The 23,626-nt window shown below is 64.7% G+C and carries 20 protein-coding genes; 10 read left to right on the top strand and 10 right to left on the bottom strand.

Annotated elements, in window-relative coordinates; genetic code table 11:
* Positions 1 to 43 precede the first annotated feature (43 nt).
* Both AACZ17_RS15230 and AACZ17_RS15225 read left to right on the top strand, forming a co-directional pair.
* Positions 44 to 943 carry a lysophospholipid acyltransferase family protein gene (locus tag AACZ17_RS15230; RefSeq protein WP_290745596.1) on the top strand — a complete coding sequence of 300 codons (900 nt, stop codon included), beginning with the start codon at positions 44 to 46 and terminating at the stop codon, positions 941 to 943.
* Between the two features lie 44 nt (positions 944 to 987).
* On the top strand, positions 988 to 2,064 hold the full coding sequence (locus AACZ17_RS15225) for a CDP-glycerol glycerophosphotransferase family protein (RefSeq protein WP_290745599.1): 1,077 nt from the start codon (positions 988 to 990) through the stop codon (positions 2,062 to 2,064).
* Here AACZ17_RS15225 and AACZ17_RS15220 read toward each other — a convergent pair.
* Positions 2,049 to 4,064 carry a glycosyltransferase gene (locus tag AACZ17_RS15220; protein ID WP_290745602.1) on the bottom strand — a complete coding sequence of 672 codons (2,016 nt, stop codon included), beginning with the start codon at positions 4,062 to 4,064 and terminating at the stop codon, positions 2,049 to 2,051. The two genes, AACZ17_RS15225 and AACZ17_RS15220, sit on opposite strands and share 16 nt — an antisense overlap.
* A gap of 126 nt (positions 4,065 to 4,190) precedes the next feature.
* Between AACZ17_RS15220 and AACZ17_RS15215 the strand changes: the two genes are divergently transcribed.
* Positions 4,191 to 5,282, top strand: a complete 1,092-nt coding sequence (locus AACZ17_RS15215; RefSeq protein WP_290745605.1) for a glycosyltransferase — start codon at positions 4,191 to 4,193, stop codon at positions 5,280 to 5,282.
* Here AACZ17_RS15215 and AACZ17_RS15210 read toward each other — a convergent pair.
* Both AACZ17_RS15210 and AACZ17_RS15205 read right to left on the bottom strand, forming a co-directional pair.
* Entirely contained in the window at positions 5,255 to 6,277 is a 1,023-nt protein-coding gene (locus AACZ17_RS15210; RefSeq protein ID WP_290745608.1) for an NAD-dependent epimerase, read from the bottom strand. The two genes, AACZ17_RS15215 and AACZ17_RS15210, sit on opposite strands and share 28 nt — an antisense overlap.
* Complete coding sequence (locus AACZ17_RS15205) at positions 6,274 to 7,005, bottom strand: 3-deoxy-D-manno-octulosonic acid kinase (RefSeq protein WP_290745611.1); 732 nt, start codon at positions 7,003 to 7,005, stop codon at positions 6,274 to 6,276. The genes AACZ17_RS15210 and AACZ17_RS15205 overlap by 4 nt, the downstream gene beginning before the upstream one ends.
* A gap of 90 nt (positions 7,006 to 7,095) precedes the next feature.
* Between AACZ17_RS15205 and AACZ17_RS15200 the strand changes: the two genes are divergently transcribed.
* Positions 7,096 to 8,211: a glycosyltransferase family 9 protein gene (locus tag AACZ17_RS15200; RefSeq protein ID WP_339638743.1), complete on the top strand. Its 1,116-nt coding sequence runs from the start codon at positions 7,096 to 7,098 to the stop codon at positions 8,209 to 8,211.
* On the opposite strand, the gene AACZ17_RS15195 is transcribed toward AACZ17_RS15200, so the two are convergent.
* The 4 genes from AACZ17_RS15195 to AACZ17_RS15180 form a co-directional block, all read right to left on the bottom strand.
* The gene (locus AACZ17_RS15195; RefSeq protein WP_290745616.1) at positions 8,208 to 8,606 is read right to left on the bottom strand and encodes a DUF6165 family protein; all 399 of its coding nucleotides are present in this window, start codon (positions 8,604 to 8,606) and stop codon (positions 8,208 to 8,210) included. The genes AACZ17_RS15200 and AACZ17_RS15195 overlap by 4 nt on opposite strands.
* Positions 8,607 to 8,705: 99 nt before the next feature.
* Entirely contained in the window at positions 8,706 to 9,608 is a 903-nt protein-coding gene (locus AACZ17_RS15190; RefSeq protein WP_290745619.1) for a putative RNA methyltransferase, read from the bottom strand.
* Positions 9,568 to 9,951, bottom strand: coding sequence for a DUF805 domain-containing protein (locus tag AACZ17_RS15185; RefSeq protein ID WP_290745622.1), 384 nt, complete (start codon positions 9,949 to 9,951; stop codon positions 9,568 to 9,570). Before AACZ17_RS15185 ends, AACZ17_RS15190 begins: the two co-directional genes overlap by 41 nt.
* A 62-nt stretch (positions 9,952 to 10,013) precedes the next feature.
* Positions 10,014 to 11,621, bottom strand: coding sequence for a glycerol-3-phosphate dehydrogenase/oxidase (locus AACZ17_RS15180; protein WP_290745625.1), 1,608 nt, complete (start codon positions 11,619 to 11,621; stop codon positions 10,014 to 10,016).
* Between the two features lie 234 nt (positions 11,622 to 11,855).
* Between AACZ17_RS15180 and AACZ17_RS15175 the strand changes: the two genes are divergently transcribed.
* The 3 genes from AACZ17_RS15175 to AACZ17_RS15165 are packed head-to-tail and all read left to right on the top strand — an operon-like array spanning position 11,856 to position 15,499.
* A complete protein-coding gene (locus AACZ17_RS15175; RefSeq protein WP_290745627.1) occupies positions 11,856 to 12,890 on the top strand; it encodes a medium chain dehydrogenase/reductase family protein in 1,035 nt (344 codons plus the stop codon).
* Between the two features lie 47 nt (positions 12,891 to 12,937).
* Positions 12,938 to 13,897: an alpha/beta hydrolase gene (locus AACZ17_RS15170; protein WP_290745630.1), complete on the top strand. Its 960-nt coding sequence runs from the start codon at positions 12,938 to 12,940 to the stop codon at positions 13,895 to 13,897.
* 21 nt (positions 13,898 to 13,918) lie between these two features.
* Positions 13,919 to 15,499 carry an AMP-binding protein gene (locus AACZ17_RS15165; protein ID WP_290745632.1) on the top strand — a complete coding sequence of 527 codons (1,581 nt, stop codon included), beginning with the start codon at positions 13,919 to 13,921 and terminating at the stop codon, positions 15,497 to 15,499.
* Between the two features lie 20 nt (positions 15,500 to 15,519).
* Here AACZ17_RS15165 and AACZ17_RS15160 read toward each other — a convergent pair whose 3' ends face one another.
* The gene (locus AACZ17_RS15160; protein ID WP_290745635.1) at positions 15,520 to 16,404 is read right to left on the bottom strand and encodes a DMT family transporter; all 885 of its coding nucleotides are present in this window, start codon (positions 16,402 to 16,404) and stop codon (positions 15,520 to 15,522) included.
* 170 nt (positions 16,405 to 16,574) lie between these two features.
* Between AACZ17_RS15160 and AACZ17_RS15155 the strand changes: the two genes are divergently transcribed.
* Both AACZ17_RS15155 and AACZ17_RS15150 read left to right on the top strand, forming a co-directional pair.
* Positions 16,575 to 17,651, top strand: coding sequence for an MBL fold metallo-hydrolase (locus AACZ17_RS15155; RefSeq protein WP_290745638.1), 1,077 nt, complete (start codon positions 16,575 to 16,577; stop codon positions 17,649 to 17,651).
* Between the two features lie 25 nt (positions 17,652 to 17,676).
* Complete coding sequence (locus AACZ17_RS15150) at positions 17,677 to 18,567, top strand: alpha/beta hydrolase (protein ID WP_290745641.1); 891 nt, start codon at positions 17,677 to 17,679, stop codon at positions 18,565 to 18,567.
* Positions 18,568 to 18,578: 11 nt separating this feature from the next.
* Here AACZ17_RS15150 and AACZ17_RS15145 read toward each other — a convergent pair whose 3' ends face one another.
* Both AACZ17_RS15145 and AACZ17_RS15140 read right to left on the bottom strand, forming a co-directional pair.
* Positions 18,579 to 19,781: an iron-containing alcohol dehydrogenase gene (locus AACZ17_RS15145; RefSeq protein ID WP_290745644.1), complete on the bottom strand. Its 1,203-nt coding sequence runs from the start codon at positions 19,779 to 19,781 to the stop codon at positions 18,579 to 18,581.
* A 67-nt stretch (positions 19,782 to 19,848) separates the two neighbouring features.
* Positions 19,849 to 21,036, bottom strand: a complete 1,188-nt coding sequence (locus tag AACZ17_RS15140) for a GGDEF domain-containing protein (RefSeq protein WP_290745647.1) — start codon at positions 21,034 to 21,036, stop codon at positions 19,849 to 19,851.
* Between the two features lie 269 nt (positions 21,037 to 21,305).
* Here AACZ17_RS15140 and katG point away from each other — a divergent pair, with 269 nt between their 5' ends.
* Entirely contained in the window at positions 21,306 to 23,519 is a 2,214-nt protein-coding gene (gene katG, locus AACZ17_RS15135; RefSeq protein ID WP_290745650.1) for a catalase/peroxidase HPI, read from the top strand.
* Positions 23,520 to 23,626 lie beyond the last annotated feature (107 nt).

The raw sequence follows: 23,626 nt of genomic DNA, 5'->3' as shown, positions 1-23,626 counted from the left end.
TGATAGCTTTGCAACCTGTTGGCACTGTTTGAGCATACGCTTTATGGCATTGACCCGCGCAACCCTGCTGATCGCACTGATTCGTCTGCTCGCCCGGCTGAGCCTGGCCAGCGCGCAGCGGCTCGGTGCCCTGCTGGGCGGCCTCGTAAGCCGCTTGCCCAACCGTTCCAGCCGGGTGACGCAGATCAATCTTGCCATCGCCTACCCCGAGCTCGGCGAGCGCGAGCGCAAGGCCCTGGCGCGGCAGAGCCTCGAGCATACTGGCCGGGTGGCGCTGGAAATTCCGCTGATCTGGGAGTGGCCGGTGGAGCGCTGCCTGGAACTGGTGCAGGAGATCGAAGGGGAGGAACTGCTCACCGAGGCGAGGGCCGGCGGCAAGGGCCTGCTGCTGCTTGCCCCACATCTCGGGAACTGGGAGCTCTGTGGGCTGTACTTTTCTTCCCGCTACCGGATGGCTGCACTCTACAGTCCGCCGTCGCTACCCGGCTTCGAAGACTACATGACCGCGTGCCGGGGCCGCTTCGGCGGAGAGTATGTTCCTGGAGATCGCCGCGGACTCGCGCGACTGATCGGGCTGCTGCGCGAAGGCGAGGTTTCGGGCATCCTGCCCGACCAGAGCCCCCGTTCCGCCGGTAGCGCCTATGCCCCGTTTTTCGGCATGGAGGTGCGCACCATGACACTGGTGAGCAAACTGCTGCAAAAATCCGGCGCGGTGCCCCTGATGACCTGGTGCCAGCGCCTGCCGAACAGCCGTGGCTTTCGCCTGATCGTGCGGCGTTGTGAGGAGGGCATGGCAGACCCGGATCCCGTGGTGGCAACGAGCGCACTCAATCGCTCGGTGGAAGCCTGTGTGCGCGAGGCGCCCGAACAGTACCAGTGGGAATACAAACGCTTTCGTCATCGCCCGCCCGGCCAGCCGGACCCCTACCGCAAGGCGCCCTAACGCCGTGTGCTAAACTGGCCAACCCCACCCGACACGACGCCCGCATGCGCCACTACCTGTTCTTCGTCAACCAGCCCTACGCCTACTCCATCCTGCGTCCACTGCAGGCCGAAATCCGTCGCCGCGGCGATGAGGCGGCCTGGTTTGTTGCGGGCTGCAGCACTGCGCCGTTGCAGGCTGACGAACACCTGCTGCGGACACTGGAAGAAGCGCGCGCCTATCCCGCGGTGGCTACCTTTGTACCCGGCGACTGGGTGCCGCACTTTCTCCCCGGCATCAAGGTGGAGGTGTTCCATGGTCTGGCGCGCAACAAGCGCGGGCACGCCACGGAGGACGCCAGCGACCATTACACCATTCGCGGCTGGTTCGACCTCTATTGCACGCATGCCAGCAACGATACACAGAAATTCTCGGCGCTGGCGGCAGAGCATGGGCACTTCCGCGTTGCCCGCACCGGCTGGCCAAAACTGGATCCACTGTTCGCCTCGGGCACGCCTGCCGGGCAGCGCCTGCGTGCCAGCGACGAGCCTCCGGTAGTGTTCTACGCCTCCACCTTCAGCCGGGCCATCACCTCGGCACCTGCGCTGGAGGGTGTGATCGCCCGGTTGGCAGACTCCGGCAAGTGGCGCTTCATTGTGACCCTGCACCCGAAAATGGACCCGGAGATCGTCCAGCGCTATCGGGAGATGAGCGGACCCAACCTGCGCTTCGTAGAGAGCAACGCGGATCTGCTGCCGATTCTCCCCGAGGCTGATGTGATGCTCTGCGACACCTCCTCCATCATGTTCGAGTTCATGTTCCTCGACCGGCCGGTGGTGACCTACCGCAGCCGCATGGCCGGACCCTGGTTGCTGGATGTACAGGAGGTGGATGCCGTGGAGCCCGCGCTGGCGCAGGCGCTGGAGCGGCCACCCGCGCTGCTGGAGGCGGCCCGGGCACTGTGTACAGAACTGCACGCGTTTACCGATGGACATGCCAGCGCCAGGGTACTGGATGCGGTTGATGAGGCGCTCGCTGCCGGACCACCGCCCAAATCCAAACCACTGAACCTGTGGCGCAAGCTGAAGATGCGCCGCCGACTGCGCAAGGCGCTCGCCGCTACGGCTCAGTCAGTGCCGTAACGGGGGCGATTCCGGGTCCACAGGCCGGCGTATTTGTTGAAACTTACCTGGGCGTATAGGACGGCTGACAGAAAGCCTACCTGCCCGTCGAGAAAGCCCAGCCTCAACAGATACACGTGCACGAACGTCAACAGGCCGCGGGCCGTGGGGTAGACCAGCGAGCGCACCCGTTTACCCTGCCGGTGCTTTTCCTGCGCGCCCAGCCAGGCGTACTGGGCGCCCTTCTGCAGCGCATGACCGAAGTCACGGTGGGTGAAGTGCACCAGCCGCCCGCGCAAGGTGCGCACGCGGCGGTCCGCCGGCAACAGGATTTTTTCGTGCACCAGGGCATCGGAAAAACGCACCCCGTCGCGCCGGAAAAGGCGCAGTGGTGCACGACCGCTACGCCCAAAATCCAGCCGGGTGCCATAGATGGTCACCGCCCAGGGCAGACAGTAGGCATCCGCAGACGGCGCCGCCAGCACGTGGTTGATCTCCGCCGCCAGCCCGGGACTCACCCGCTCGTCCGCATCAATCGATAGCACCCAGTCGCCGCTGGCACGCGCCAGCGCCCGCTGTTTCTGGATGCCGAAACCGGGCCAGTCCGTCTCGACCACGTGAGGCGTAAATTCGCGTGCGATAGCCACCGTCCGGTCGGCGCTACCACTGTCGACCACGATGATCTCATCGGCTATTGCGGCCACGGAGGCAAGGCAGGCGCCGATATGCTCCTCTTCGTTCTTGGTGATCACAATTACCGACAGGCTTACAGCGCGCTGGCGCGTGCAGGCGCGCCGCAACTCGGTCACCAGTACCGCGCCGCAGACCGCCAGCGCGAGCAGGTAAAAGGTGATGAACACGCTGCGCGAGAACACGGCTTCGGTGAGCCCGAAGACGGCGTACCCCGCGGGCAGCAGCACGCCAATTGAGGCGATAAAGGCCACCGCCGGCTCCGGCGCGCGCAGATGGCGGGCAAAGACCCGCAGTGGAATCAGCAGCAGCAACAGCCAGCTCAGGCCGCCGAGCAGCCCACGGGTCGCCAGGTTTTGCAACAGATCGTTGTGGGCATGGCTGGTACAGCAATTGAGCACAAATTGCGGCTGGTCCAGCGCGCCCGCCGCGGCCGCCGCCCGCACCGCATCGTGATAGGCATTCAGCCCCCCGCCAAACCAGGGCTGGGCGACAAACTCAGCCCAGGCAATCTGCCATATGGCCAGACGGGAGGCGGTCTGCACGTCGAAATCGCCCGCCTGCAGCCTGATCACGGTTTCCAGAAAACGTGCGTTGCCAACCACGGTCAGCGTCAGAAACACCAGGCCGGCCAGCACCGCCAGGACACGCTGAGGCGGGCGCATCTGTGGCAACAGCACAGCCAGCAACACGGGCAGCGCCAGCACATTGCTCCGGGTCTGGGTAAGCAGTGCAGCCGCCAGCGCGAGACCCGCCAGCACCAGTGCCAGGCTCGCATAACCCCTGTGCTGCAAGCGCTGCCAGTACAGCGCGGCTGACAGCAACACCGCCGCTGCCAGCAGCGAGAGATTGCCAAGCGTAATGGGGTTGAGCCAGAGCCCTGCGCGCATGGATTCCCCCGGCGAAGGGGGTGCCGCGAAAAGCAGGCTGGCCACGGTGTGCACCGCAGCACCCAGTGCCATCAGCGCAAAGCCGGCAAATACACCACGGGCACTCAGGCCCGACCAGCTGAGGGACAGCACCAGGGGCCAGAAGAGCAGCAGACGAGCGGGGCCGTCCAGCTCCTTGAGACCACGATAATCAAAACCACTTGCCGCCCAGTAGAGCAGGAAAATCCCCACCGGGAACCAGCAGGCAAAATGCAGGAGACGGAGTTCGCGCGGCTGTTCCCACCCGCCGGCGTGAAGTTCCCGGCGCAACGCAGGCAGCGCAGCGGCCAGCGCAAGCAGGATGACGGCGGCGGACAACAGGCTGGAATAAAGCAGAGACCCGGCAAAACCGGCGACCGCCAGGCCTGCCAGCACCTGTTGGCCTCGTGCCGATGAAATCATTGTGTATACTCTCGTCGATCTGCGTAGCCACTGTGGCGAACGCCGACCCACCGGGGCCGCCAGCCGCGCCGCTACTATAGCGCAGGTGTTCCCGCGGATTCCAACGCCGAGACAGGACCCGGCCCGATGAAAGCGCTTTGTATCACAGACTGTGCAGACCGCCCGGAAACGGAGCTGTTCATTCGGCTCGCCCATCGCATGGAACGCTTTGCGATCATGAGCAATCCGGCCGGCCGCTATCACAGCCTGCTGGTGGACGCAGGGCTCGAGGTGATTCCCCTGAAAATCCGCGGCCGCTTCGATCGCGAGGCAACAGCCCTGATCCGGGATACCGTGTACGCCGGCGACTACGACATTGTGCATGCGTTCAATTCACGCGCTGTGACCTGTATGTTGCGCGCCGCAGGCGGGCACCGCGCCCGCCTGCTCGCCTACCGGGGCGTCACGACCGGTGTCGGCTATGGCAAGCCGGAAGCCTGGCTGACCTTCCTCAACCCGCGCCTGGACGGGATCCTGTGCGTCGCCGATGCCATACGGGATGCGCTGCTGGCCGTGCGCCTGCTCTGGTTGCACCTGCCGCCCGAAAAGCTGAAAACGATCCACAAGGGTCATGAACTTGACTGGTATAACGTGGAGCCGGCGGCGCTGACGGAGTTTGGCGTGCCTGTGGATGCCATAACCCTGTGCTGCATCAGCCGCAACAGCGCCAAAAAAGGCGCATTGACCCTGCTTGATGCCTTTGACGCACTACCCACCGAGTTGAACAGCCATCTGCTGCTGATCGGCTCTGTGGACAGCAATGCCAGAGTGCGCGAGCGCGCCGCCCGCTGCCGGCACCCCGAGCGCGTGCACTTTACCGGCTACCGGACTGATGTCACACAGATACTCAGCGCCGCCGATCTGCTGGTGTCAGCCTCGGAAAGCGGCGAAGGCCTGCCGCGGGTTGTCATCGAAGCGATGGCGGTGAACACCCCCGTTGTCGCCACTGACGCCGGCGGCACTCGGGAGCTCGTGCTGCACGGTGAAACCGGCCTGCTGGTACCGCAGCGCAGCCCCGCAGCACTGAGCGCGGCAATCCGTGACGCCCTGCAGGATACTGCGGCTGCGGCACAGCGCGCGAAGAATGCGCGGCGCCGCATCGCAGAGGCATTCAATGCCGAGCAGACCGCGGTAAACACCTACGCCTGGTATCAGGAGCGGCTGGCCTCTGCCCCGTAATAGTCTTTATACCAGTCAACAAAACGCGTCACGCCCTCGGCAACTCCTGTGCGCGGCGCATAGCCTGTCAGTTCGCGCAACGCGCTGACATCGGCATAGGTTTCGGCAACGTCACCGGGTTGCATGGGCAGCATGATCTTCTCCGCCCTGCGCCCCAGGCGCTGTTCCAGCAATTCGATGAACTCCAGCAAATGCACCGGGCGCTCACAACCGATGTTGAAAATACGATACGGGGCGCTGGAGGTGGCAGGATCGGCAGCCAGGGCATCCCAATCGGGGTTGGGCGCCGGAGGCCTGGCCAGCACGCCCAGAATCCCGTCGACGATGTCCTCGATAAAGGTGAAGTCGCGCCGGTGTTGTCCGTGGTTGAAGACCTCCAGCGGCTCCCCCGCCAGAATCTTGCGGCAGAAAATCATCGGCGCCATGTCTGGACGACCCCAGGGGCCATAGACCGTGAAGAAGCGCAGCCCCGTCGTGGGTAACTGGTAGAGATGGCTGTAGGAGTGCGCCATCAACTCATTGGCCTTTTTCGTGGCGGCGTACAGCGACACCGGGTGGTCCACGCTGTGGCTGACACTGAAGGGCTGACGCGCATTGCTGCCGTAAACGGAGCTGCTACTGGCGTAGACCAGGTGCTCCACCGGAAAATGCCGGCAACATTCGAGCATATTGCCGAACGCCACCAGGTTGGAGGTCAGGTAGGCCTCGGGGTGCGTCAGTGAGTAGCGCACACCCGCCTGCGCGGCCAGGTGAATGACAGCGTCCGGACGGAAATGGCTGAACCAGTCCCGCAGCCGGGCCGCATCAGACAGGCAGAACACGGCCTCGCTGAAACCCGGTTGAGCCCGCAGGCGCGCGAGACGCGCCTGCTTCAGCGTGACGTCGTAATAGTCATTGAGGTTGTCGATGCCGGCCACCTCGTGTCCCTGCGCCAGCAACTGCAACGCCGTTTCGCACCCGATAAAGCCGGCTGCGCCGGTGACCAATACCTTCATTGCCTCTCCTGATCTGGCTTCATGGCAGCATAGCCCTGCATTAACGCTGCCCACAGTGCACGCCGCTGCGCTGCCGGGAGCGCATGGCAACGCTTCGCAACCGAACGCTGCAAGCGATCGAGATTGGCCTGCTGCCAGCGTTGCGCGGGGTGACGCAGCCTGCAGCGGTCAAAATCGATCAACCAGATGCCCTCAGGGGCATGCAGCACGTTGTCGCAGTTCAAGTCCACGTGGTCCAGGCCCGCTGCATGAAATCTGGCCAAAAGCGCACCGAGCCGCTGCCACAGCTCCGGGTCCCCCACTGCAGGGGACACCGGCAACGGCACCGCCCCGGGTATGCGGCGCAGCAGGATGGCCGCGCGACAGGTGAACAGACCGTCGCGCTCTGCCAGCGCAGCGATAGGTTCCGGCACAGGCAGGTGCATGTCACGCAAGCGCTGCAGCAGGCGGAACTCGCGCAGCGAACGGCAGCGATTGAAGCCCGTAAACAGGTAACTGCGGTGCATGATCCGCGCCATCATACCGCCGCGCAGATACTGCCGGAGCACCAGTTCGCCGGCGTCAGCCTGTACAAAAAACGCCCCGCCGCGACCACCGACCGCCACCGGGCGCGCGCGCTCACCCCAGAACTGCGGCTCCAGCCACGCGGCCTGCACACCGTCTACGGCCGGGTTGCACAGCAACAGGGAGCGATGCCCGGAAACAATGTGCTCTGTCACGCCGCTCACGGCACGTCAACGTCCTCAGTGCGAGCCGTCACCGGCGGCAGCGGTAAAGACCCCGGCGGGAGACTCGGATAGAATGCATGCAGTGTAGCAATGATGATGCATCAAGCTCTACCGCCGCTGGAACCCGCGATGTCACAAACGCCACTTCAATCGATTTGCTTGCTGCGCCTGTCAGCCCTGGGCGATGTGACCCATGTGATACCTGTCGTCTTGAGCCTGCAGGAGCAGCTTCCGGGCGTGGGTATCACCTGGATTATCGGCAAGCTCGAAGCGCGCCTGGTGGGTGACCTGCCGGGGGTGACGTTCATCGTGTTCGACAAGCGCGCCGGCTGGCGCGGCTACCGCGACCTGTACAGGACGCTGCGCGGCCAGCGTTTTGATGCCCTGCTGCACATGCAGTTGGCCGCCCGCGCCAACCTTGTTTCCCTGCTGGTGCGGGCACGCCTGCGGGTCGGGTACGACCGTGCGCGCAGCAAGGACGGCCACGGCCTGTGCATCAACCGGCGCATCGCGCCGGCACCCAGGCAACATGTACGCGATTGCCTGGCCAGTTTTCTGCAACCGCTGGGATTACAACCCGCAGCTCCGCGCTGGCACATCCCGCTGGACGAGAAAGACCATGCCTTCGCGCGGCGCCACCTGGCTGCCGACCGGCGCACCCTGGTGATCAGCCCCTGCTCCAGCCATGCCCTGCGCAACTGGCCCGTAAGCCATTACGCCGCGCTCGCCGATTACGCTGCGGGGACCCACGGCATGCAGGTCATTCTCGTGGGCAGCCCGGCGGCCCATGAGCAGGAAACCTGCGCGGCCATAGCCGCTGCCATGCAGCAACCCGTCGAGAATATCTGCGGCCAGGACACGCTGAAACAGCTCGCCGCACTGCTGGCCGGTGCCGACCTGCTGGTCGCGCCGGACACAGGGCCCGCGCATATCGCCAGCAGCGTGGGCACCGATGTGCTGGGACTGTTTGCCGCCAGTAACCCACAGCGTTCCGGCCCCTACAACTCACTGCACTGGTGCGTGGATCGCTACCCCGATGCACTGCGCCGCTTCCGCCAGCAGAGCGTTGATGAAGCCCGCTGGGGCGCGAAGGTGGAGGTGCCGGGAGCCATGGAGCTGGTGACGGTTGCGGACGCCACCGGAAAGCTGGACCAGTGGCTGGCGGCGCAGAAACCGGCGACCGCGGAGTCAGGCCGCCGCCGCTAGGCCGTGTAGTCCTGATACGACTTCTCTTCAACAAAGCGCGAGCCCAGCGCCAGGTTGATGGACTTTTTCAGGGCGGCCCGTTTGTCGTTGGTGAAGTACACCGAGCGCGCCAGCTCGATGAACGTGGCGCCGAAATCCTGGGCGCGCTCACAGTCCCGGATGTCATCCTCGATTACCCAGAGCGCTTCATTGACCGCCTTGAGCTGCGCCCGCAACTCGGCAATCGCCGACTCATCCGGCACAGCGGCCGCCCAAATGCCGTTCAGGGCGTCCAGTTCCGTTTTCACATTGGCGTTCTTGTCCGGGTCACTGATGCGCTCCGACTTGATTTCCAGAATGGTGATCTTGTCCAGCACCTCGCCAAAGGAAACGGGAACGGTAATAACATCGGTCATGTGAACACTCGCTTGCGGGGGAAAAGGCACGCGGCCCCGAGGCAACGTGCATGACGCTATTCTATGCCAAGCGCGCCGTCCTGCCGACCCCGAAGAACCTCAAAACGCTGAGTTCGACACCAGGCTCCGCAGCCGTACATCCACGGTGACCTGCAGTGAGGTCAGCGCGAGGGCCGCTGCCCGCCCCGCCGGTGGGGCACGGTGCATGTGGGGCGTCATCGCCAGCAGATCGGCGATCGCCGCGCTGCTGTGCAGCCGCACCTGAAAGCGCAGCGACTCCTCCGCCTGCAACTGAAAACCCGCGTGCGTGCGCGGCGCTGCCGAGGTCTTTTGCTTCAGGGTGGGGTAGATGACCTCACGCAGCTCCTGCAAATGCGCCGGACCCGCCTCCGCAAGCAGCAGCTCACCGGCCGGCTTCAACACACGAGCGAACTCGGCAAAGACAGGAAAACCAAACAGGCACAACAGCCTGTCCACGCTGTTTCCGGCGACGGGCAGGCGGGCGTTGCTCGCCACCATCCAGGCTGAGCGCCGATCCTGCCGCGCCGCTTCCTGCACGGCCCATTTGGAAATGTCCACGCCGCCCAGCCTGAGTGGCTGGCTGGCACCGGCGGCCCTTGCCAGTTCGCGCAGGTAGAAGCCCTCGCCGCAACCGGCATCGATGCAGCTCAGCGGGTCGACCCGTGGCATGGATCCCAGCACAGTGCGCGCGACCGCGGCCGCCAGCGGGCCATAGTGGCCCGCGTTGAGGAAACGCGCACGGGCGGCAACCATCTCCCGACTGTCGCCCGGGTCCCGGGAGCGCTTGTTCTGTACCGCGAGGAGATTGACGTATCCGCGCCTGGCGATGTCAAAGCTGTGACCACTGGGACAGCGCCAACTGCCATCGCTGACCGCAAGCGGCTGACTGTCCAGGGGGCATATCAGCTCGGTGAACGGTGTAATCAACGTGCAGCGGTGGTCACACAGCCACGCTCGGTCCCAGCTTGGGGTTTGGCCCATACTGGTTGTCGCCGGGCTCGCTGTCGAAGACCATGAAGATCAGCAACACGAGCCCACCGATGACCGGGATAAAGGCCAGCAGCAACCACCAGCCTGTGCGACCGGTATCGTGCAGGCGCCGCACCGCGACCGCGATGGCGGGGATCAGCACCGCCAACCAGTAGATGCCGCCGAGAAGCCCCACCCCCATCTCATCGTTGAAAGTGCCGGTGATCGTGTCGACGATGCCCAGGGCAATACTCGCCAGAATGTTGAACAGCACGAAAAACCAGTATTCCTTGCGACGCGCGCGCCCGTTGAACATCGCATACTTGTTTTTCAATACATCGAGATACCAATTCATCCCATTCCCCTTACTGTTATCCGGATTCCTGTCCTGCGACCCAGTGTCCGCCCCCAGTCAGTTTAGACCAGATTCTCCGCGAGGTATTCCGCAAGACGCTGCTCTGCCTCGTCGCCGAAGAGAATTTCCGCTGCACGGCGCAACCCGGGCGCTTCGGCAATCTCCTCCCGACGCAACACCAGCTCGATCTTGGAACGCCGGCGCATGAAATCCTCCAGTTTCACCACCATCTCGCGCTGCGCCGTCATCTCCATTTCGCAGCGCGTGTACTCGGCACGGCCGATCAACAGGCGGGCGCAACTGCGGTCGGCGCGGATGCGTTCCAGCAGGTGAAAGGCCGCCTGGCCATAGCGACGCCAGAAGCGCTCGCTCAGGGGCTCCGAGGAGGTGGGTGCGGTCAACTCATCCAGCTGCATCAGCCGCGCCTGACGCAAATACTCTTCGTGCACGCCGGGCGGCGGCTCGCCATACCAGGTGGCCTGAGGCTCTGGCACGTCGATACCCAGCCTGGACAACTCCGCGACCACCTCGTCGCCCACATTCAGGCAGTCGGTAAGCTTGCCGCCGAGAATACTGAGGTGTTGTCGTTCGCGATCCACTTCCAGCACATGTTTGCGGGAAAGCTGCACCCAGTCGGCCCCGTTGCCATCGCCCGCGACCGCCAGCGGCCGCACACCACAGCGCTCGGCAATGATGCTCTCGCGGGTCAGCGGCGGGTCCATATCCAGCAGCGCATTGATATTCGAAAGCACGAAATCGCGGTCTTCGTCGGTCACTCCGACCTCCGGCGATTCCACCCGCGTGTCCGTGGTCCCCACGCAGGTCCGCGACCCCATGGGGATCAGGAAAAACAGCCGGCCGTCGCTGGCAAAGAAGGTGAGCACGCGCTTGTTGTCGGTGACCCGATCGACAATCAGGTGGATACCCTTGGAGAACACATGGTGGTGCCTGGTCCGCACGCCGGCGGCCTCGTTCAGTCCGTCCAGCCACGGCCCTGCCGCGTTGACCAGCGCACGGGCGGCGATGGTAAAGGTCTCGCCACTGACCGCATCGCGTGCCTGCACCAGCCAGCGCCCGCCTTCGCGGCGCAGGGACGTGGCGGCCACGTAATTGGCCGCGACACAGCCATAGTCCAGTGCCTTGCGCACAAAGCCGAAGACAAAGCGGGCATCGTTGTCGTAGAGATAGCAGTCGGAGTACTCCAGGCCACCTGCTGCCTGCCGCGTGTCGATCACCGGCTCTGCAGCCTCAAGTTTGCGAGCGCTTACATATCTTGGTGGTCTTGTTTTGAAGCGCCCCATCACCCAGTACAGCACACTCCCGAGAAAGATGACGAAGGGTGGCCAGCGAAAGCCCTTCTGGATGGTGGTGAAGAAGCGGATTTCCTTCACGGTGGAGGGGTAGGCGCGCATGAGTTCGTTGCGCGAGCGGCACAGCTTGTTCACCAGCAGGAATTCGTAGCTCTCGAGGTACTTGATGCCACCCCAGGCGAGATTGGAAGACTGGGAGCTGACGCCGCTGGCGAAGTCCTCAGCCTCGATCAGGGCCACGTTGACACCGCGCCCGGCCAGCGCAGCGGCCGACACGGCGCCGTTGATGCCGCCGCCGATGACCAGCACATCAAACTCCTGCCCCGCCAGTTTGGCGAGATTTGTCTGGCGCAGCGACATGGTTACCTCATGACCTGACAGAACTCTCGGTGATGGCAACGCACACCTTTTCCTGGTGTGGAAAGGCGCGTGCCACAGCCAGCATACGCCAGCTGTGCGCTGCAGACCAAACATCTACACCACCGCGATTAGACAGAGACGCGAGGCACAGACATACTCTGCTGCCAAAGCCGTCGGGAGCTTTCCCCCGGCGCAGCGCGGCATGTGGAATCGGATGATCAAGGACAGGCAGGTATGACGGCAAAAGACTGGCAACGCATTGAGCTCAGCGCATTCGGGGGCCCGGAAAACCTGCACCTGGTCACCGAGCACACGCTTCCCGAGCCCGGCCCGGGACAGATCCGGGTCAAGGTACTGGCCGCCGGCACCGGGTTCACCGATACCATCGTGCGCCAGGGTCAGTACGTGGACGTGAAGGACAAGCCGCCCTTTACCCCCGGATACGACTGGGTGGGCGTCGTCGACGCACTCGGCAGCGGCGTCAGCGGCCTGCAGCCGGGTGACACGGTCGCGGACATGCCGGCAATCGGTGGCTATACGCAATACCTGTGCGTGGACGCAAGCAGTGTGGTGCCCTGCCCCGCCGGCCTCGACCCGTTCAAGGCCGTGTGCATGATGCTGTCCTACACCACCGCCTGGCAGATGCTGACGCGCGAATGCGACCTGAAACCGGGCGATGCCATCCTGGTACACGCAGCCGGTGGCGCTGTGGGAACGGCGCTGCTGGAGCTGGCCCGCGAGCTGAAGCTCACGGTCTACGGTACCGCATCCGGCAGCAAGCACGACCTGGTGCGCAGCTTCGGCGCCACGCCCATCGACTACCGCAACAAGGACTTTGTCGCTGAAACCCTCCGCCTCACCGAGGGCAAGGGCGTACAGGCCGTGTTTGACACCATCGGCGGCAAGTCCTGGGCGCGCTCTTACCGCTGCGTGGCGCGGGGTGGCCGCCTGGTCGGCTTTGGCGCGCTGCAGGTAACCACCGGCGAGGAGAGCGTACCCAGCCTGCTGTGGGGCTTTGCCAAACTGCTTGGCCTGTGGCGCCTGCGTCCGGACGGGCGCAAGAGCAGCTTCTACAACATCCTCAGCCGACGACGCAAACTGCCGGAGGAGTTCCGCAACGACGTCGCGACCCTGATGAAGTGGCTGGGGGAAGGACGCCTGCACCCCGCCGTCGCAGAAGTACGGCCACTGCACGACGCAGCCGAGGTGCACCGGCTGATTGACGCTGGCGCAGTGCCCGGGAAGATCGTGCTGGACTGTCAGGCCTGAGCCCCACATCCAACAAATAACCAATATAAAACAGGGAGTTAGCCACCATGAAATACAATATCGACCCGGAACTGCGGCCGATCCTCGATCTGCTGCCGCCTTTCGATCTCGCGGACCCCGCCACCATGCGCGCCACCATGGACGCCATGGTCGGCCCGGCCAACGCGGCGCTGGACACCCGCGGCACCACCATCAGCGATCACGTGGCTCCCGGTCTGGCTGGTGCACCGGAGGTCCCTGTGCGGGTCTATCGGCCGGAGAGCGCCACCGCTGCACTGCCGGGGCTACTCTACCTGCACGGCGGCGGTTTTGTGTTTGGCAATCTGGAGAGCGAACACGCGACCTGCCTCGCTATCAGCCGGCAGTTGGGCATTGTCGTGGTGTCCGTTGATTATCGGCTCTCCCCGGAGACCGCCTTCCCGGGCCCGCTGGACGACTGTTATGCCGCCCTGCTGTGGACGCAGGCCAACGCAGCGACGCTGGGCATCGACCTGCGGCGGCTCGGCGTCATGGGGCAGAGTGCCGGGGGTTGCCTGGCGGCCGCATGCGCGCTGCGCGCCCGCGATGAGAACGGGCCGGCACTGTGCTACCAGTTTCTTTCCATTCCGGTGCTAGACGATCGCCTCGATACGCCGAGCATGCAGGCCTTCACCGACACCCCTATCTGGCACCTGGCCAATGCCGAACAGAGCTGGGACTACTACCTGGGCAGCGCGCTGCAGCGCGGCTCGACGGAGGTCCCCGCGCTGGCCGCCCCGGCGCGCGCAGCGAGCCTCCAGGGGCTGCCGCCCGCCTGCGTCACCGTCATGGAGTTCGACCCGCTGCGGGATGAGGCGCTGATCTATGCCCAGCGCCTGCTGGCGGCGGGCGTCTCCACGGAGATTCACTGCTACCCGGGGACCTTCCACGGTTCCAGCATGGTGGTCGATGCGGCGCTCAGCAAACGCGGTGTGGCAGATATGCTGGCCGCCTTGGGCCGCGGTCTCTGCGTCGAGTCACGACAGTAGCCACCCGGGGGCAAACACAGCATGGAGACAAGCAGGCTCTACCAGCCGCCCCTGATGCCGCAGCTGCTGATTGAGGGGCTGAACCGCCACCACGACCAGCCCTGCCTGTACCTTGGCGACAAGGTGGCGACCTACCGCGAAGTGCGCGAGCGCACCAGTCAACTGGTGCAGGCGCTGCAGTCTGTTGGCCTTGGCAAGGGCAGCCGTATTGCGGTCATCTCGGGCAACCGCCCGGAAGTGCTGGCCAATATCGCAGCCATGCAGCTCAACGGCTGCATCGGCACGCCCCTGCATCCGCTGGGGTCACTTGATGATCACGCCTACGTGCTTGAAGCCGCGGAAATCGATGCGCTGGTTTACGATCCGGCCACCTTCGACGAGCACGCAGCCCGACTGCAGGCGCGGGTCCCGGGTGTCAAGCACCTGCTGGCCTTCGGCCCGAGCGCCCACGGCAGGGATTACCTGGCACTGGCTGACGGCTTCACACCGCAGCCCCTGGTCGCCCCCGACGTCAGCCCGGAGGATATAGCCTCCATCAACTTCACCGGCGGCACCACCGGGCGACCCAAGGGGGTGATGAGCAGCTACCGCGTGACCAGCTACATGACACAGGTACAGCTGGCCGAATGGGAATTCCCCGACGATCTGCGCATGCTGATCGCCACACCGCTCTCCCACGCCGCAGCCGCTTTTTTCATACCCGTTCTGCAAAAAGGTGGCGCATTCTACGTGATGCAGGGCTTCAGCCCGGACGCGTTTTTCGACACGGTGCAGAAGCACCGCATCACGGCGACCATGCTGGTGCCGGTGATGCTGTATTTCCTGCTGGACTCCCCGCGCGCCCAGAGCGCTGACATGTCCAGTATGCAGACCATCTTCTATGGCGCATCGCCGATGAGTCCTGCACGTTTGCAGCAGGCGATCGCGCTGTGGGGGCAGGTGTTCTACCAGTTTTTCGGCCAGTCAGAGGCACCCATGGTGGTGGCCAACATGCGGCGCAAGGAGCACGACCTGAGCCGACCCCAGCGGCTGGGTGCCTGTGGGCGACCCTCCCCCTGGGTGCCGCTGGCGCTGCTGGACGCTGACGGCAAACCGGTTGCAGCCGGTGAGGCTGGCGAGATCTGCGTGCGCGGCCCGCTGGTCATGAGTGGTTACAAGGACATGCCGGAGGCCACTGCCGAGGCTTTCGCCGGCGGCTGGCTGCACACCGGCGATATCGGACGCCTGGACGACGAGGGCTTTCTGTACATTGTCGATCGCACCAAGGACATGATCGTCACCGGGGGCTTCAACGTCTACCCGCGGGAGGTGGAGGACGTGCTGAGCCGGCATCCGGCCGTGCAGCAGGTGGCCGTGATCGGCGTGCCTGACGCCCAGTGGGGTGAGTCGGTAAAGGCAGTGGTGGTGGTCAAACCCGGTGTCGCTGCCGATGATGCGCTTGCCGCGGACCTGAAGCAGACGGTGAAAGACGCCAAGGGGTCGGTGCAGGCACCGAAGAGCGTGGACTACCTCGATGCCATTCCCCTCACGCCCGTGGGCAAACCGGACAAGAAGGCCCTGCGTGCCCGCTACTGGAGCAAGGAAGCCCGAGGGGTCAGCTGAGCCGGAGCCCGCAGGGGTGATCAGGCGAGTCCTCGCCACCTGCGGCGACTGACAACACCGGTGGCAATGCCCGTGCCCAGCAGGGTGATGGCCATGCCCGCCAGCACCTGCAGGGTAATGGGCTCCTGCAACAGCAGGAAACCCCAGACCAGGGCACTCACCGGCACCAGCATGGTCACCGTCGACGCCGCCGTTGCACCCGCGCTGGAGAGCAGTGCAAAGAACAGCAACAGCGCGGCCGCGGTACTCACCGCGCCCAGACCAATGGCTGCGCCCCAGGCCGTGGCACTGACCGGTTCCGCGGGCCAGAGCAACACGCCCGGCAACAGCAGAATCACGGCACTGGTGGCGCAGCTACCCGCCGCCAGCACCCGCGTCGGCAGATGCCCCAGCCGGGTACGCGAGTAATTGCCCGCGAAGCCATAACAGAGCGTCGCGGCGAGTGCCGAGAGAATGAACCAGCCGTCGCCGCCGGCACTGAAGCCCAGGCGACCGGCCGAGAGCACGGCGACTCCCGCAAAAGCCAAAGCCAGCCCCAGCACCTGCTGGCGCAGAATGGGCGTGGCGAACAAGGCCGCCCCCATCAGCGCCGTGCAAATCGGCGTCGCGGCATTGATCAGGGAGGTCACACCCGCCTCCAGACGCAGGGTCGCCAGTGCCAGAAAGGTGTAGGGCAGCGCTGCATTGGTCAGCCCCAGCAGGAACAGGGGGCCCGCGTGGCTGCGTATCAGCTGCAGGTAGTCGCGTCGCCAGAGCAGCGGCAACAACAGCAGGGCGCCCAGCAGCATGCGCACAAGAATCAGGGGCAGAGCGCCGAATTCTGGTGCCGCCACACGCAGGAAGATGAACGAGAATCCCCACAATGACGAGAGCAGCAGCAGGCGCAGCGTATCGGTGGGTGACATCGCAGATCCGCCGAAAAAAGCCGGCAGGATACGGCAGGCCGGTACGGATGGAAAGCACGCCGCGCCGGCAGGGCAGCGGCTTCCACCCGACGCAGGACCCGCGCCATGCTGGACTTTCCCGCCCGCAACGCCGAACATAGCCGACCTGCCACTCTAGCCTGGAAACCCGGATGCTCGTCGCCAACCCTGAAAACTACGCCGGCCTCACCTACCCCTGGACCCGTGCCGTCAATCCGGAATCGGGGGTGCCGCAGCAGGTTGCCGAGGGCGTTTACTGGGTGCGTTTCCCCATGCCCATGGGGCTGGACCACATCAACATCTGGCTGCTGGAGGACGGCGATGGCTGGGTGGTGGTCGACACCTGCCTCGATCTGCCCCGTTCACGGGAGATCTGGGAGAGCCTGTTCACCGGCTTCCTCAGCGGCAAACGCGTTACCCGCGTCATCTGTACCCACATGCACCCGGATCATGTGGGCCTCGCGGGCTGGCTGACCGAGCGCTTCGACTGCCAATTGCTGATGACCCGGGAAGAGTTTCTGATGTGTCGCTCCTTGGTCAGCGACACCGGCAAACCGGCGCCGGAAGTGGCGATTCGCTACTTCAAGGCAGCGGGGTACACGGAAGAACAGATCGACAATTACCGCCGGGCCTTCGGTGGTTTCGGCCGCGCGGTCTACCGCCTGCCGGACAGTTTCCACCGCCTCAAGGACCGCGAGACGCTCACCATCGGGGGCCGCTACTGGCAGGTCATCGTGGGCAGCGGTCACTCGCCGGAGCACGCCTGCCTGTACTGCCCGGCGCTGAAACTGCTGATCTCCGGCGACCAGGTGCTGCCCCGTATCACACCCAACGTCAGTGTATTCCCCACCGAGCCCGAGAGCGACCCGCTGCAGGAATGGCTGCAGTCCTGTGCCCGCATTCGCGAACTGCTGCCAGAGGACCTGCTGGTGCTGCCGGCCCATGAAGCGCCATTCTACGGCCTGCATGTGCGCCTGACGCAGTTGATTGAGACCCACAAGAAGGAGCTCAACCAGCTTTACGACCACCTCGCCGAGCCGAAGCGTGTGGTGGACTGCTTCCCCGCGCTGTTCAAGCGCGAGATTACCGAACACCATCTCAGCCTCGCCACGGGTGAAACCATCGCCCACCTGAATTGCCTGCGCCGCCGCCGCCAGATCGATTTCCGCACGGATGACCACGGCGTGCGCTGGTACTTCCAGCTGCCTGAATCCGTCGCCTTTGACTGAGCGGCGGGAGCGCACTGTCCGCACTATGCTGCAAACCTTCAGAGTCTGGGCTACGCGAGCCTACTACCGCCGGGCCAACGCCCGGGCCTGGCGTGGCCAGTTCACCGATGCGCCCTTCAGCACGCTGCAGTTGCCGGGGCCGGGCGGACAGCTGCAGACGCGCGTGTACAGCAGCAAACAGGGCCGCGACAAACCGCTGATCATCTACTTCCACGGCGGTGGCTGGGTGATCGGCGACCTCGCAACCCATCATCCGTTTTGTCAGCAGCTGCGCGCGCATACAGGCTGTACCGTGGTGGCAGTGGACTACCGACTGGCGCCGGAACACCCCTGTCCTGCGGCACTGGACGACTGCCTCGCGGCCACCCGCTGGCTGGCCGGTCACGTCGAAAGTATTGGCCCCACGAATGGCAACTTTGTGCTTGCCGGTGACAGCGCCGGCGGTCATCTCGCCGCCTGCACCGCGCTGGCGGTGGATGCGGCGCTTCGCTCCCGGCTCGCCGGCGCACTCCTCATCTACCCCGTGGTCGACCATTACAGCCATCCCTACCCGTCCTACACAGAGCGCGCGCGCGGGCAAACCCTGACCAGCGCAGTCATGCGCTGGTTCTGGGATACCTGGCTGGAAGGTAGAGGCGCTGACGCGGCGGGCGCCGCCGGTGCGGTGATTGCCGGGCGCCCCGAACTGAGCTCCCTGCCACCCTGCCTGCTGGTGACTGCGGAGCGCGACCCGTTGCGGGACGAGGGACGCGCACTGGGAACTGCACTGCAACACGCGGGGGTCGATCTGACGCAACACCACTACGCCAGCGCGGAGCACGGCTTTGCCTGCTCACAGGGGCCGAACCCCGATTTCCAGCATTTCATGACGCTCACGCGCCAGTGGCTGGACAGCTTGACCACCGGCGCGCGCTGAGCGCGGACGCGCTAGCGGGCAGTAATGGCGCGCAGGATGTCCAGCGTGGCATCGCGCTCGAGCAGCTTGGGCACCGGGTAACCTTCACATTCTTTCAGGGCGAGGTCCGCCAGGTACCCGTAGTCCTCGGCACGAATGCGGTCGGAGGTTTCACCAATACCGACGTCGGCGCGCAGTTGCACCACGGCATCGATGAATTGGCCCGCGAGCCGGTCGGGCGCCTGCCCTGACTCCCCCACACCGGCGAGCACAGCGAGCTCCGCGAGTTCGTTGACCGATTCCCGCCGACAGAAATTCAGCACATGCGGCAGCACCAGTGAGTTGGCCAGACCGTGTGGTATCCCGTACTTGCCGCCGATCTGGTGAGCGATGGCGTGCACGTTGCCCACATTGACCTGGTTGATGGCGATGCCCGCATAGTACGCGGCGAGGGCCATGGCATCGCGCGCTTCGCGGTTGCTGCCATCGGCCACGGCATCGCGCAGATGGGCGAAGATGAGCTGCACCGCCATGCTCGCATGTTGCTTGCGCGTTCCGCGGTCCCACACACAAATGTAGGCCTCGATGGCATGGGTCAGCGCGTCCATGCCGGTTGCCGCGGTGATCGGCGCAGGCATGCCAAGCATCAGGTCGGAGTCGAGGGCGACCGCGGCCGGCAGCAAGGTGGCCCCGGAGATCACCCCTTTCTCATGGGTGACCGTGTCGGAGATGACTGCGCCCATGGTGGCCTCGGAACCCGTACCCGACGTGGTGGGAATGGCATACAGCGCGGGCACCTCGTGCTTGACCTTGCCAAAACCCACCCAGGTCTTCGGATCCTCGTCACTGGTGGCGGAGGCGGCGATGATCTTGGCCGCATCAATCGATGAGCCGCCGCCAATGGCCAGCACCGCATCGCAACCGTGCTCCAGCATCAACGCCCTGCCCGCCGCCACCTGGGCGTAGGTCGGGTTGGGCTCGACGCCGTCGTACACCACTGTCGGCAGGGCCGCCTCGGCGAGCGCTGCGGTCGCCTGGTCGACAATGCCCAGTTCGCGCAGGGGCTTGTCCGTCACAATCAGCAGTTTGCGCACGCCGCTGCGGGCGATATGCCGGCACAGCTGCGCCGCGCTGCCGCCACCCAGATACACCATGTACGCCGGCGAGGGCGCAAGCCCGGCGAGGGTCTTCATCAAAAACAGGGTGAGGGCGTGTTTCATCTTGCGCAGCGACATTCGGAACTCCGGAGCAGTGTGCGTTGTACTTATAAGGGGAAGGGCTCAGCAGCTGATTATGGTCAACTCAGCCGTGAGATACCATACCGACGAGGTGTCGATTGCCGGCCACCCGCACGGTATCGCGCCCGGAAGCCTTGGCGTCGTACAGGGCCTGGTCTGCGCGCAGCAGCAGATCCTCCTTGTCGTCTTCGACGTGGAACTCGGCAATGCCGAAGCTTGCGGTGATCACAATCATCTGGCCGCGCTCCAGCAGTGGTCTGTCCAGCAGTGTCTGTCGCACACGCGCGACCATACGACCGGCATCCTCGGCACTGGAATCGCCCATCATCACGGCGAACTCCTCACCGCCGATGCGCCCGATGGCATCTTCACTGCGCACGCATTCGCGCAGGATCTGCGTGAAATGGGCCAGCGCCCGGTCACCCACGGCGTGCCCGTAACGGTCATTGATGCGCTTGAAGAAATCGATGTCCGCCAGCACGACGGCCAGGGGACGCTGATAACGGCGCGCGCTGGACATGAGCAGGTCTGCGGCGATCAGGAAGCCGCGCCGGTTCGAGACCTGGGTGAGCTGGTCAGTGATCGCCTGCAGCCGCAACCGATTGGAGAGGTCAGTGGCGAGCAGGAATATCACCGTCACGCCCATCGCCACGAAGAAGGTGGGCATCAGGGCAAAGTTGACGAGGTTGTAGGTGTCGCGCAGCGCGGCCGGTGCCTCGACCCCGAACTGCAGGGCAATGCCGGTGGCCAGCCCCTGGGCCAGTCCGAAGAGCAGGTGGACACCCGCCGCAACACGCTGGGCGAGCCGCGGCTCTGGACCGTGGCGCAGGAGAATCCAGGCGATATGCAGGAACGCCAGGCAGGCCAGCCCGGGGCCCAGGGCGACACGCACGTCGTCGCGTTTCAGCAGCACGGTAAACAGGATTTGCAGCAGCGCAACGGCCAGGACAAGGGCGGCCAGCAGGCGCGCGGGCGTCGGCAACTCCAGGCGCACACGATGACCCAGCGCTGCCGTGACCACCAGCAGACAGGACACGACATTCACCAGCACCCACCACCACGCGTAGGATGGGAACAGGTCACGGGTCAGATTCAGCCCGTATTGCAGCGCCGCCAGCAGAAACGCGGCACTCCAGATCAGTGCATGTCGCGGCCGCTCGAACAGGCGCCAACCCAGGAAGCAGGCACCGGCAAACACCAGGCTGACGACCACCAGGGTCAACTGCAGAGCCTGGACTGCACTCAAGGCCACTGTGACAACTCCCTGTCCTGCGCGAAAGGCCCATGATTACCCGTTGGGAGCTACCGCGCAAGCCAATCCAGAACGGTCCCGGCTGCGCCGCCGCGTGCAGGGCGTGGCGCGCCGGACCCGGGGGGGACCACAGGTGAATCGATTAAATCGATCAGTTCTTCCGTTTTTTTTAAGTATGCCAATAGGCCACCCCGCGTTAAGGTGTCAGTCCGGATGTTGCTTCCTGCGGCATTCGCCACGTCTGACTTGCTCAACCACAGGAGGTTGCAATGCATACTAAAAAGATGCCTTTGCTGGCAGCGGTGGCACTCGCAGTGTCATCCACTATCGCCAGCGCCCAGCAGGCACCCATGTCCAACCAATTCTGGTGGCCGGAGAAACTGAACCTCTCGCCCCTGCGGCAGCACGCGGCCGAATCCGACCCGATGGGTGAGGCCTTCGACTACGCGGCTGCATTCAATGAGCTGGACCTCGACGCGGTCAAGAAGGATATCGAGGCCGTACTGACCACCTCGCAGGACTGGTGGCCGGCCGACTACGGCAACTACGGTCCGTTCTTCATCCGCATGGCCTGGCACGCAGCGGGCACCTACCGCATCGCCGACGGCCGCGGTGGCGCCGGCGGTGGCCAGCAACGTTTCGAGCCGCTGAACAGCTGGCCCGACAACGTCAGCCTCGACAAGGCCCGCCGTCTGTTGTGGCCGATCAAACAGAAGTACGGCCGCAGCATCTCCTGGGCCGACCTGATGACCCTCACCGGAAACGTCGCCATGGAGTCCATGGGCTTCAAGACCTTCGGCTTTGCCGGCGGCCGTGAAGACGACTGGGAACCGGACCTGGTCTACTGGGGGCCGGAGAACGAGTTTCTTGCCGATGAACGCTACAGCGGCGACCGCAAGCTGGCCAACCCGCTGGCTGCGGTGCAGATGGGCCTGATCTACGTGAACCCCGAAGGCCCCAACGGCAACCCCGACCCGTTGCTGGCCGCCAAGGACATCCGCGAAACCTTTGGTCGCATGGCCATGAACGATGAGGAAACCGTTGCGCTGATCGCCGGCGGCCACACCTTCGGCAAGGCGCACGGTGCGCACAAGCCGGATGAGTGCGTGGGCCCCGAACCCGCGGCTGCCCCACTGGAAGAGCAGGGCCTGGGCTGGAAGAATTCCTGCGGCAAGGGCAATGCCGAAGACACCGTGACCAGCGGCCTTGAAGGTGCCTGGACGGCAGCGCCCACACAGTGGAGCATGATGTACCTGAGCAATCTGTTCGCCTTCGAGTGGGAACAGACCCGCAGCCCTGCCGGCGCCATCCAGTGGGTGCCCAAGGACGGCCAGGCCGCCAACACCGTGCCGGATGCCCACATCCCGGGCAAGGCGCACCAGCCCATCATGTTCACCACCGACCTGTCGCTGAAGTTTGATCCGGCGTATCGCAAGATTTCCCAGAACTTCCTGGAAAACCCCAAGGCCTTCGAGGACGCCTTTGCCCGTGCCTGGTTCAAGCTGACCCACCGGGACATGGGCCCGCGGGCGCGCTACCTGGGTGACGACGTGCCGGAAGAAACGCTTATCTGGCAGGACCCTGTCCCCGAGGTCACGCACGAGCTGGTCGATGCCAAGGACATCGGCAAGCTGAAGGACGCGATTCTGGAAACGGGCCTGACCGGGCCGCAACTGGTACGCGCAGCCTGGGCTTCCGCCTCATCTTTCCGCGGCTCTGACATGCGCGGTGGCGCCAACGGTGCACGGGTTCGCCTCGCACCGCAGAAAGACTGGCCGGTCAACGATCCGGCTGAGCTGGCGAAGGTGCTGGCTGCCCTGGAATCAGTGCAGAGCGAGTTCAATGCAGCACAGCGTCGGGGCAAGAAGCAGGTCTCACTGGCTGACCTGATCGTGCTGGGTGGTGCCGCAGCCATTGAGCAGGCGGCGAAAGAGGCCGGGGTCAAGATCGAAGTCCCCTTCGTGCCTGGGCGCACCGATGCGACAGCGGAGATGACCGATGCGGCTTCCTTCGCACCGCTTGAGCCGAAGGCTGACGGCTTCCGCAACTATTACAGTGCAGAAGCCTACCGCTCACCGGCTGACCAGCTGGTCGATCGCGCCAACCTGCTGACACTGACGGTGCCGGAAATGACCGTGCTGGTGGGCGGTATGCGTGCACTGGATGCCAACACGGGCGGAGCGGATCACGGCGTCTTCACCAGCCGCCCCGGCACGCTCAGCAATGACTTCTTCGTCAACCTGCTGGACATGGGCACCGTGTGGTCCAAGTCTGAAAGCACTGCGGGCATCTACGAAGGTCGCGATCGCGCCTCGGGCGAACTGAAGTGGACTGCCACACCGGTTGACCTGGTGTTCGGTTCCAACTCGGAGCTGCGGGCCATCGCGGAAGTGTACGCAGCGGACGATGCGAAGGAGAAATTCGTACGTGACTTCGTTGCGGCATGGACCAAGGTCATGACACTGGACCGCTTTGACATCTGATCGCGCGGATTAGCCGCGGCAAGCAGTGGCCAGCCCCTTGCGGGGCTGGCCATTTTTTTGGTTCATCGCGGGTTAGCGGGAATTTGGTAGAGGCGAACGGTCAATCG

It is taken from the genome of uncultured Haliea sp., from assembly GCF_963973825.1.
Classification (GTDB): Bacteria; Pseudomonadota; Gammaproteobacteria; order Pseudomonadales; family Halieaceae; genus Haliea.
Note: the sequence above shows the minus strand (reverse complement) of the source record. Positions and strands in the feature narration are given on the sequence as shown.

Bases quoted from the DNA above. Each gene is read 5' to 3' on its own strand.
- AACZ17_RS15190 (WP_290745619.1), bottom strand. From the start codon at position 9,608: ATGGGCCAAACCCCAAGCTGGGACCGAGCGTGGCTGTGTGACCACCGC.
- AACZ17_RS15210 (WP_290745608.1), bottom strand. From the start codon at position 6,277: ATGAAGGTATTGGTCACCGGCGCAGCCGGCTTTATCGGGTGCGAAACG.
- AACZ17_RS15170 (WP_290745630.1), top strand. From the start codon at position 12,938: ATGAAATACAATATCGACCCGGAACTGCGGCCGATCCTCGATCTGCTG.
- AACZ17_RS15215 (WP_290745605.1), top strand. From the start codon at position 4,191: ATGAAAGCGCTTTGTATCACAGACTGTGCAGACCGCCCGGAAACGGAG.
- AACZ17_RS15230 (WP_290745596.1), top strand. From the start codon at position 44: ATGGCATTGACCCGCGCAACCCTGCTGATCGCACTGATTCGTCTGCTC.
- AACZ17_RS15225 (WP_290745599.1), top strand. From the start codon at position 988: ATGCGCCACTACCTGTTCTTCGTCAACCAGCCCTACGCCTACTCCATC.
- AACZ17_RS15150 (WP_290745641.1), top strand. From the start codon at position 17,677: ATGCTGCAAACCTTCAGAGTCTGGGCTACGCGAGCCTACTACCGCCGG.
- katG (WP_290745650.1), top strand. From the start codon at position 21,306: ATGCATACTAAAAAGATGCCTTTGCTGGCAGCGGTGGCACTCGCAGTG.
- AACZ17_RS15195 (WP_290745616.1), bottom strand. From the start codon at position 8,606: ATGACCGATGTTATTACCGTTCCCGTTTCCTTTGGCGAGGTGCTGGAC.
- AACZ17_RS15160 (WP_290745635.1), bottom strand. From the start codon at position 16,404: ATGTCACCCACCGATACGCTGCGCCTGCTGCTGCTCTCGTCATTGTGG.
- AACZ17_RS15175 (WP_290745627.1), top strand. From the start codon at position 11,856: ATGACGGCAAAAGACTGGCAACGCATTGAGCTCAGCGCATTCGGGGGC.
- AACZ17_RS15200 (WP_339638743.1), top strand. From the start codon at position 7,096: ATGATGATGCATCAAGCTCTACCGCCGCTGGAACCCGCGATGTCACAA.
- AACZ17_RS15145 (WP_290745644.1), bottom strand. From the start codon at position 19,781: ATGTCGCTGCGCAAGATGAAACACGCCCTCACCCTGTTTTTGATGAAG.
- AACZ17_RS15155 (WP_290745638.1), top strand. From the start codon at position 16,575: ATGCTCGTCGCCAACCCTGAAAACTACGCCGGCCTCACCTACCCCTGG.
- AACZ17_RS15220 (WP_290745602.1), bottom strand. From the start codon at position 4,064: ATGATTTCATCGGCACGAGGCCAACAGGTGCTGGCAGGCCTGGCGGTC.
- AACZ17_RS15180 (WP_290745625.1), bottom strand. From the start codon at position 11,621: ATGTCGCTGCGCCAGACAAATCTCGCCAAACTGGCGGGGCAGGAGTTT.
- AACZ17_RS15185 (WP_290745622.1), bottom strand. From the start codon at position 9,951: ATGAATTGGTATCTCGATGTATTGAAAAACAAGTATGCGATGTTCAAC.
- AACZ17_RS15165 (WP_290745632.1), top strand. From the start codon at position 13,919: ATGGAGACAAGCAGGCTCTACCAGCCGCCCCTGATGCCGCAGCTGCTG.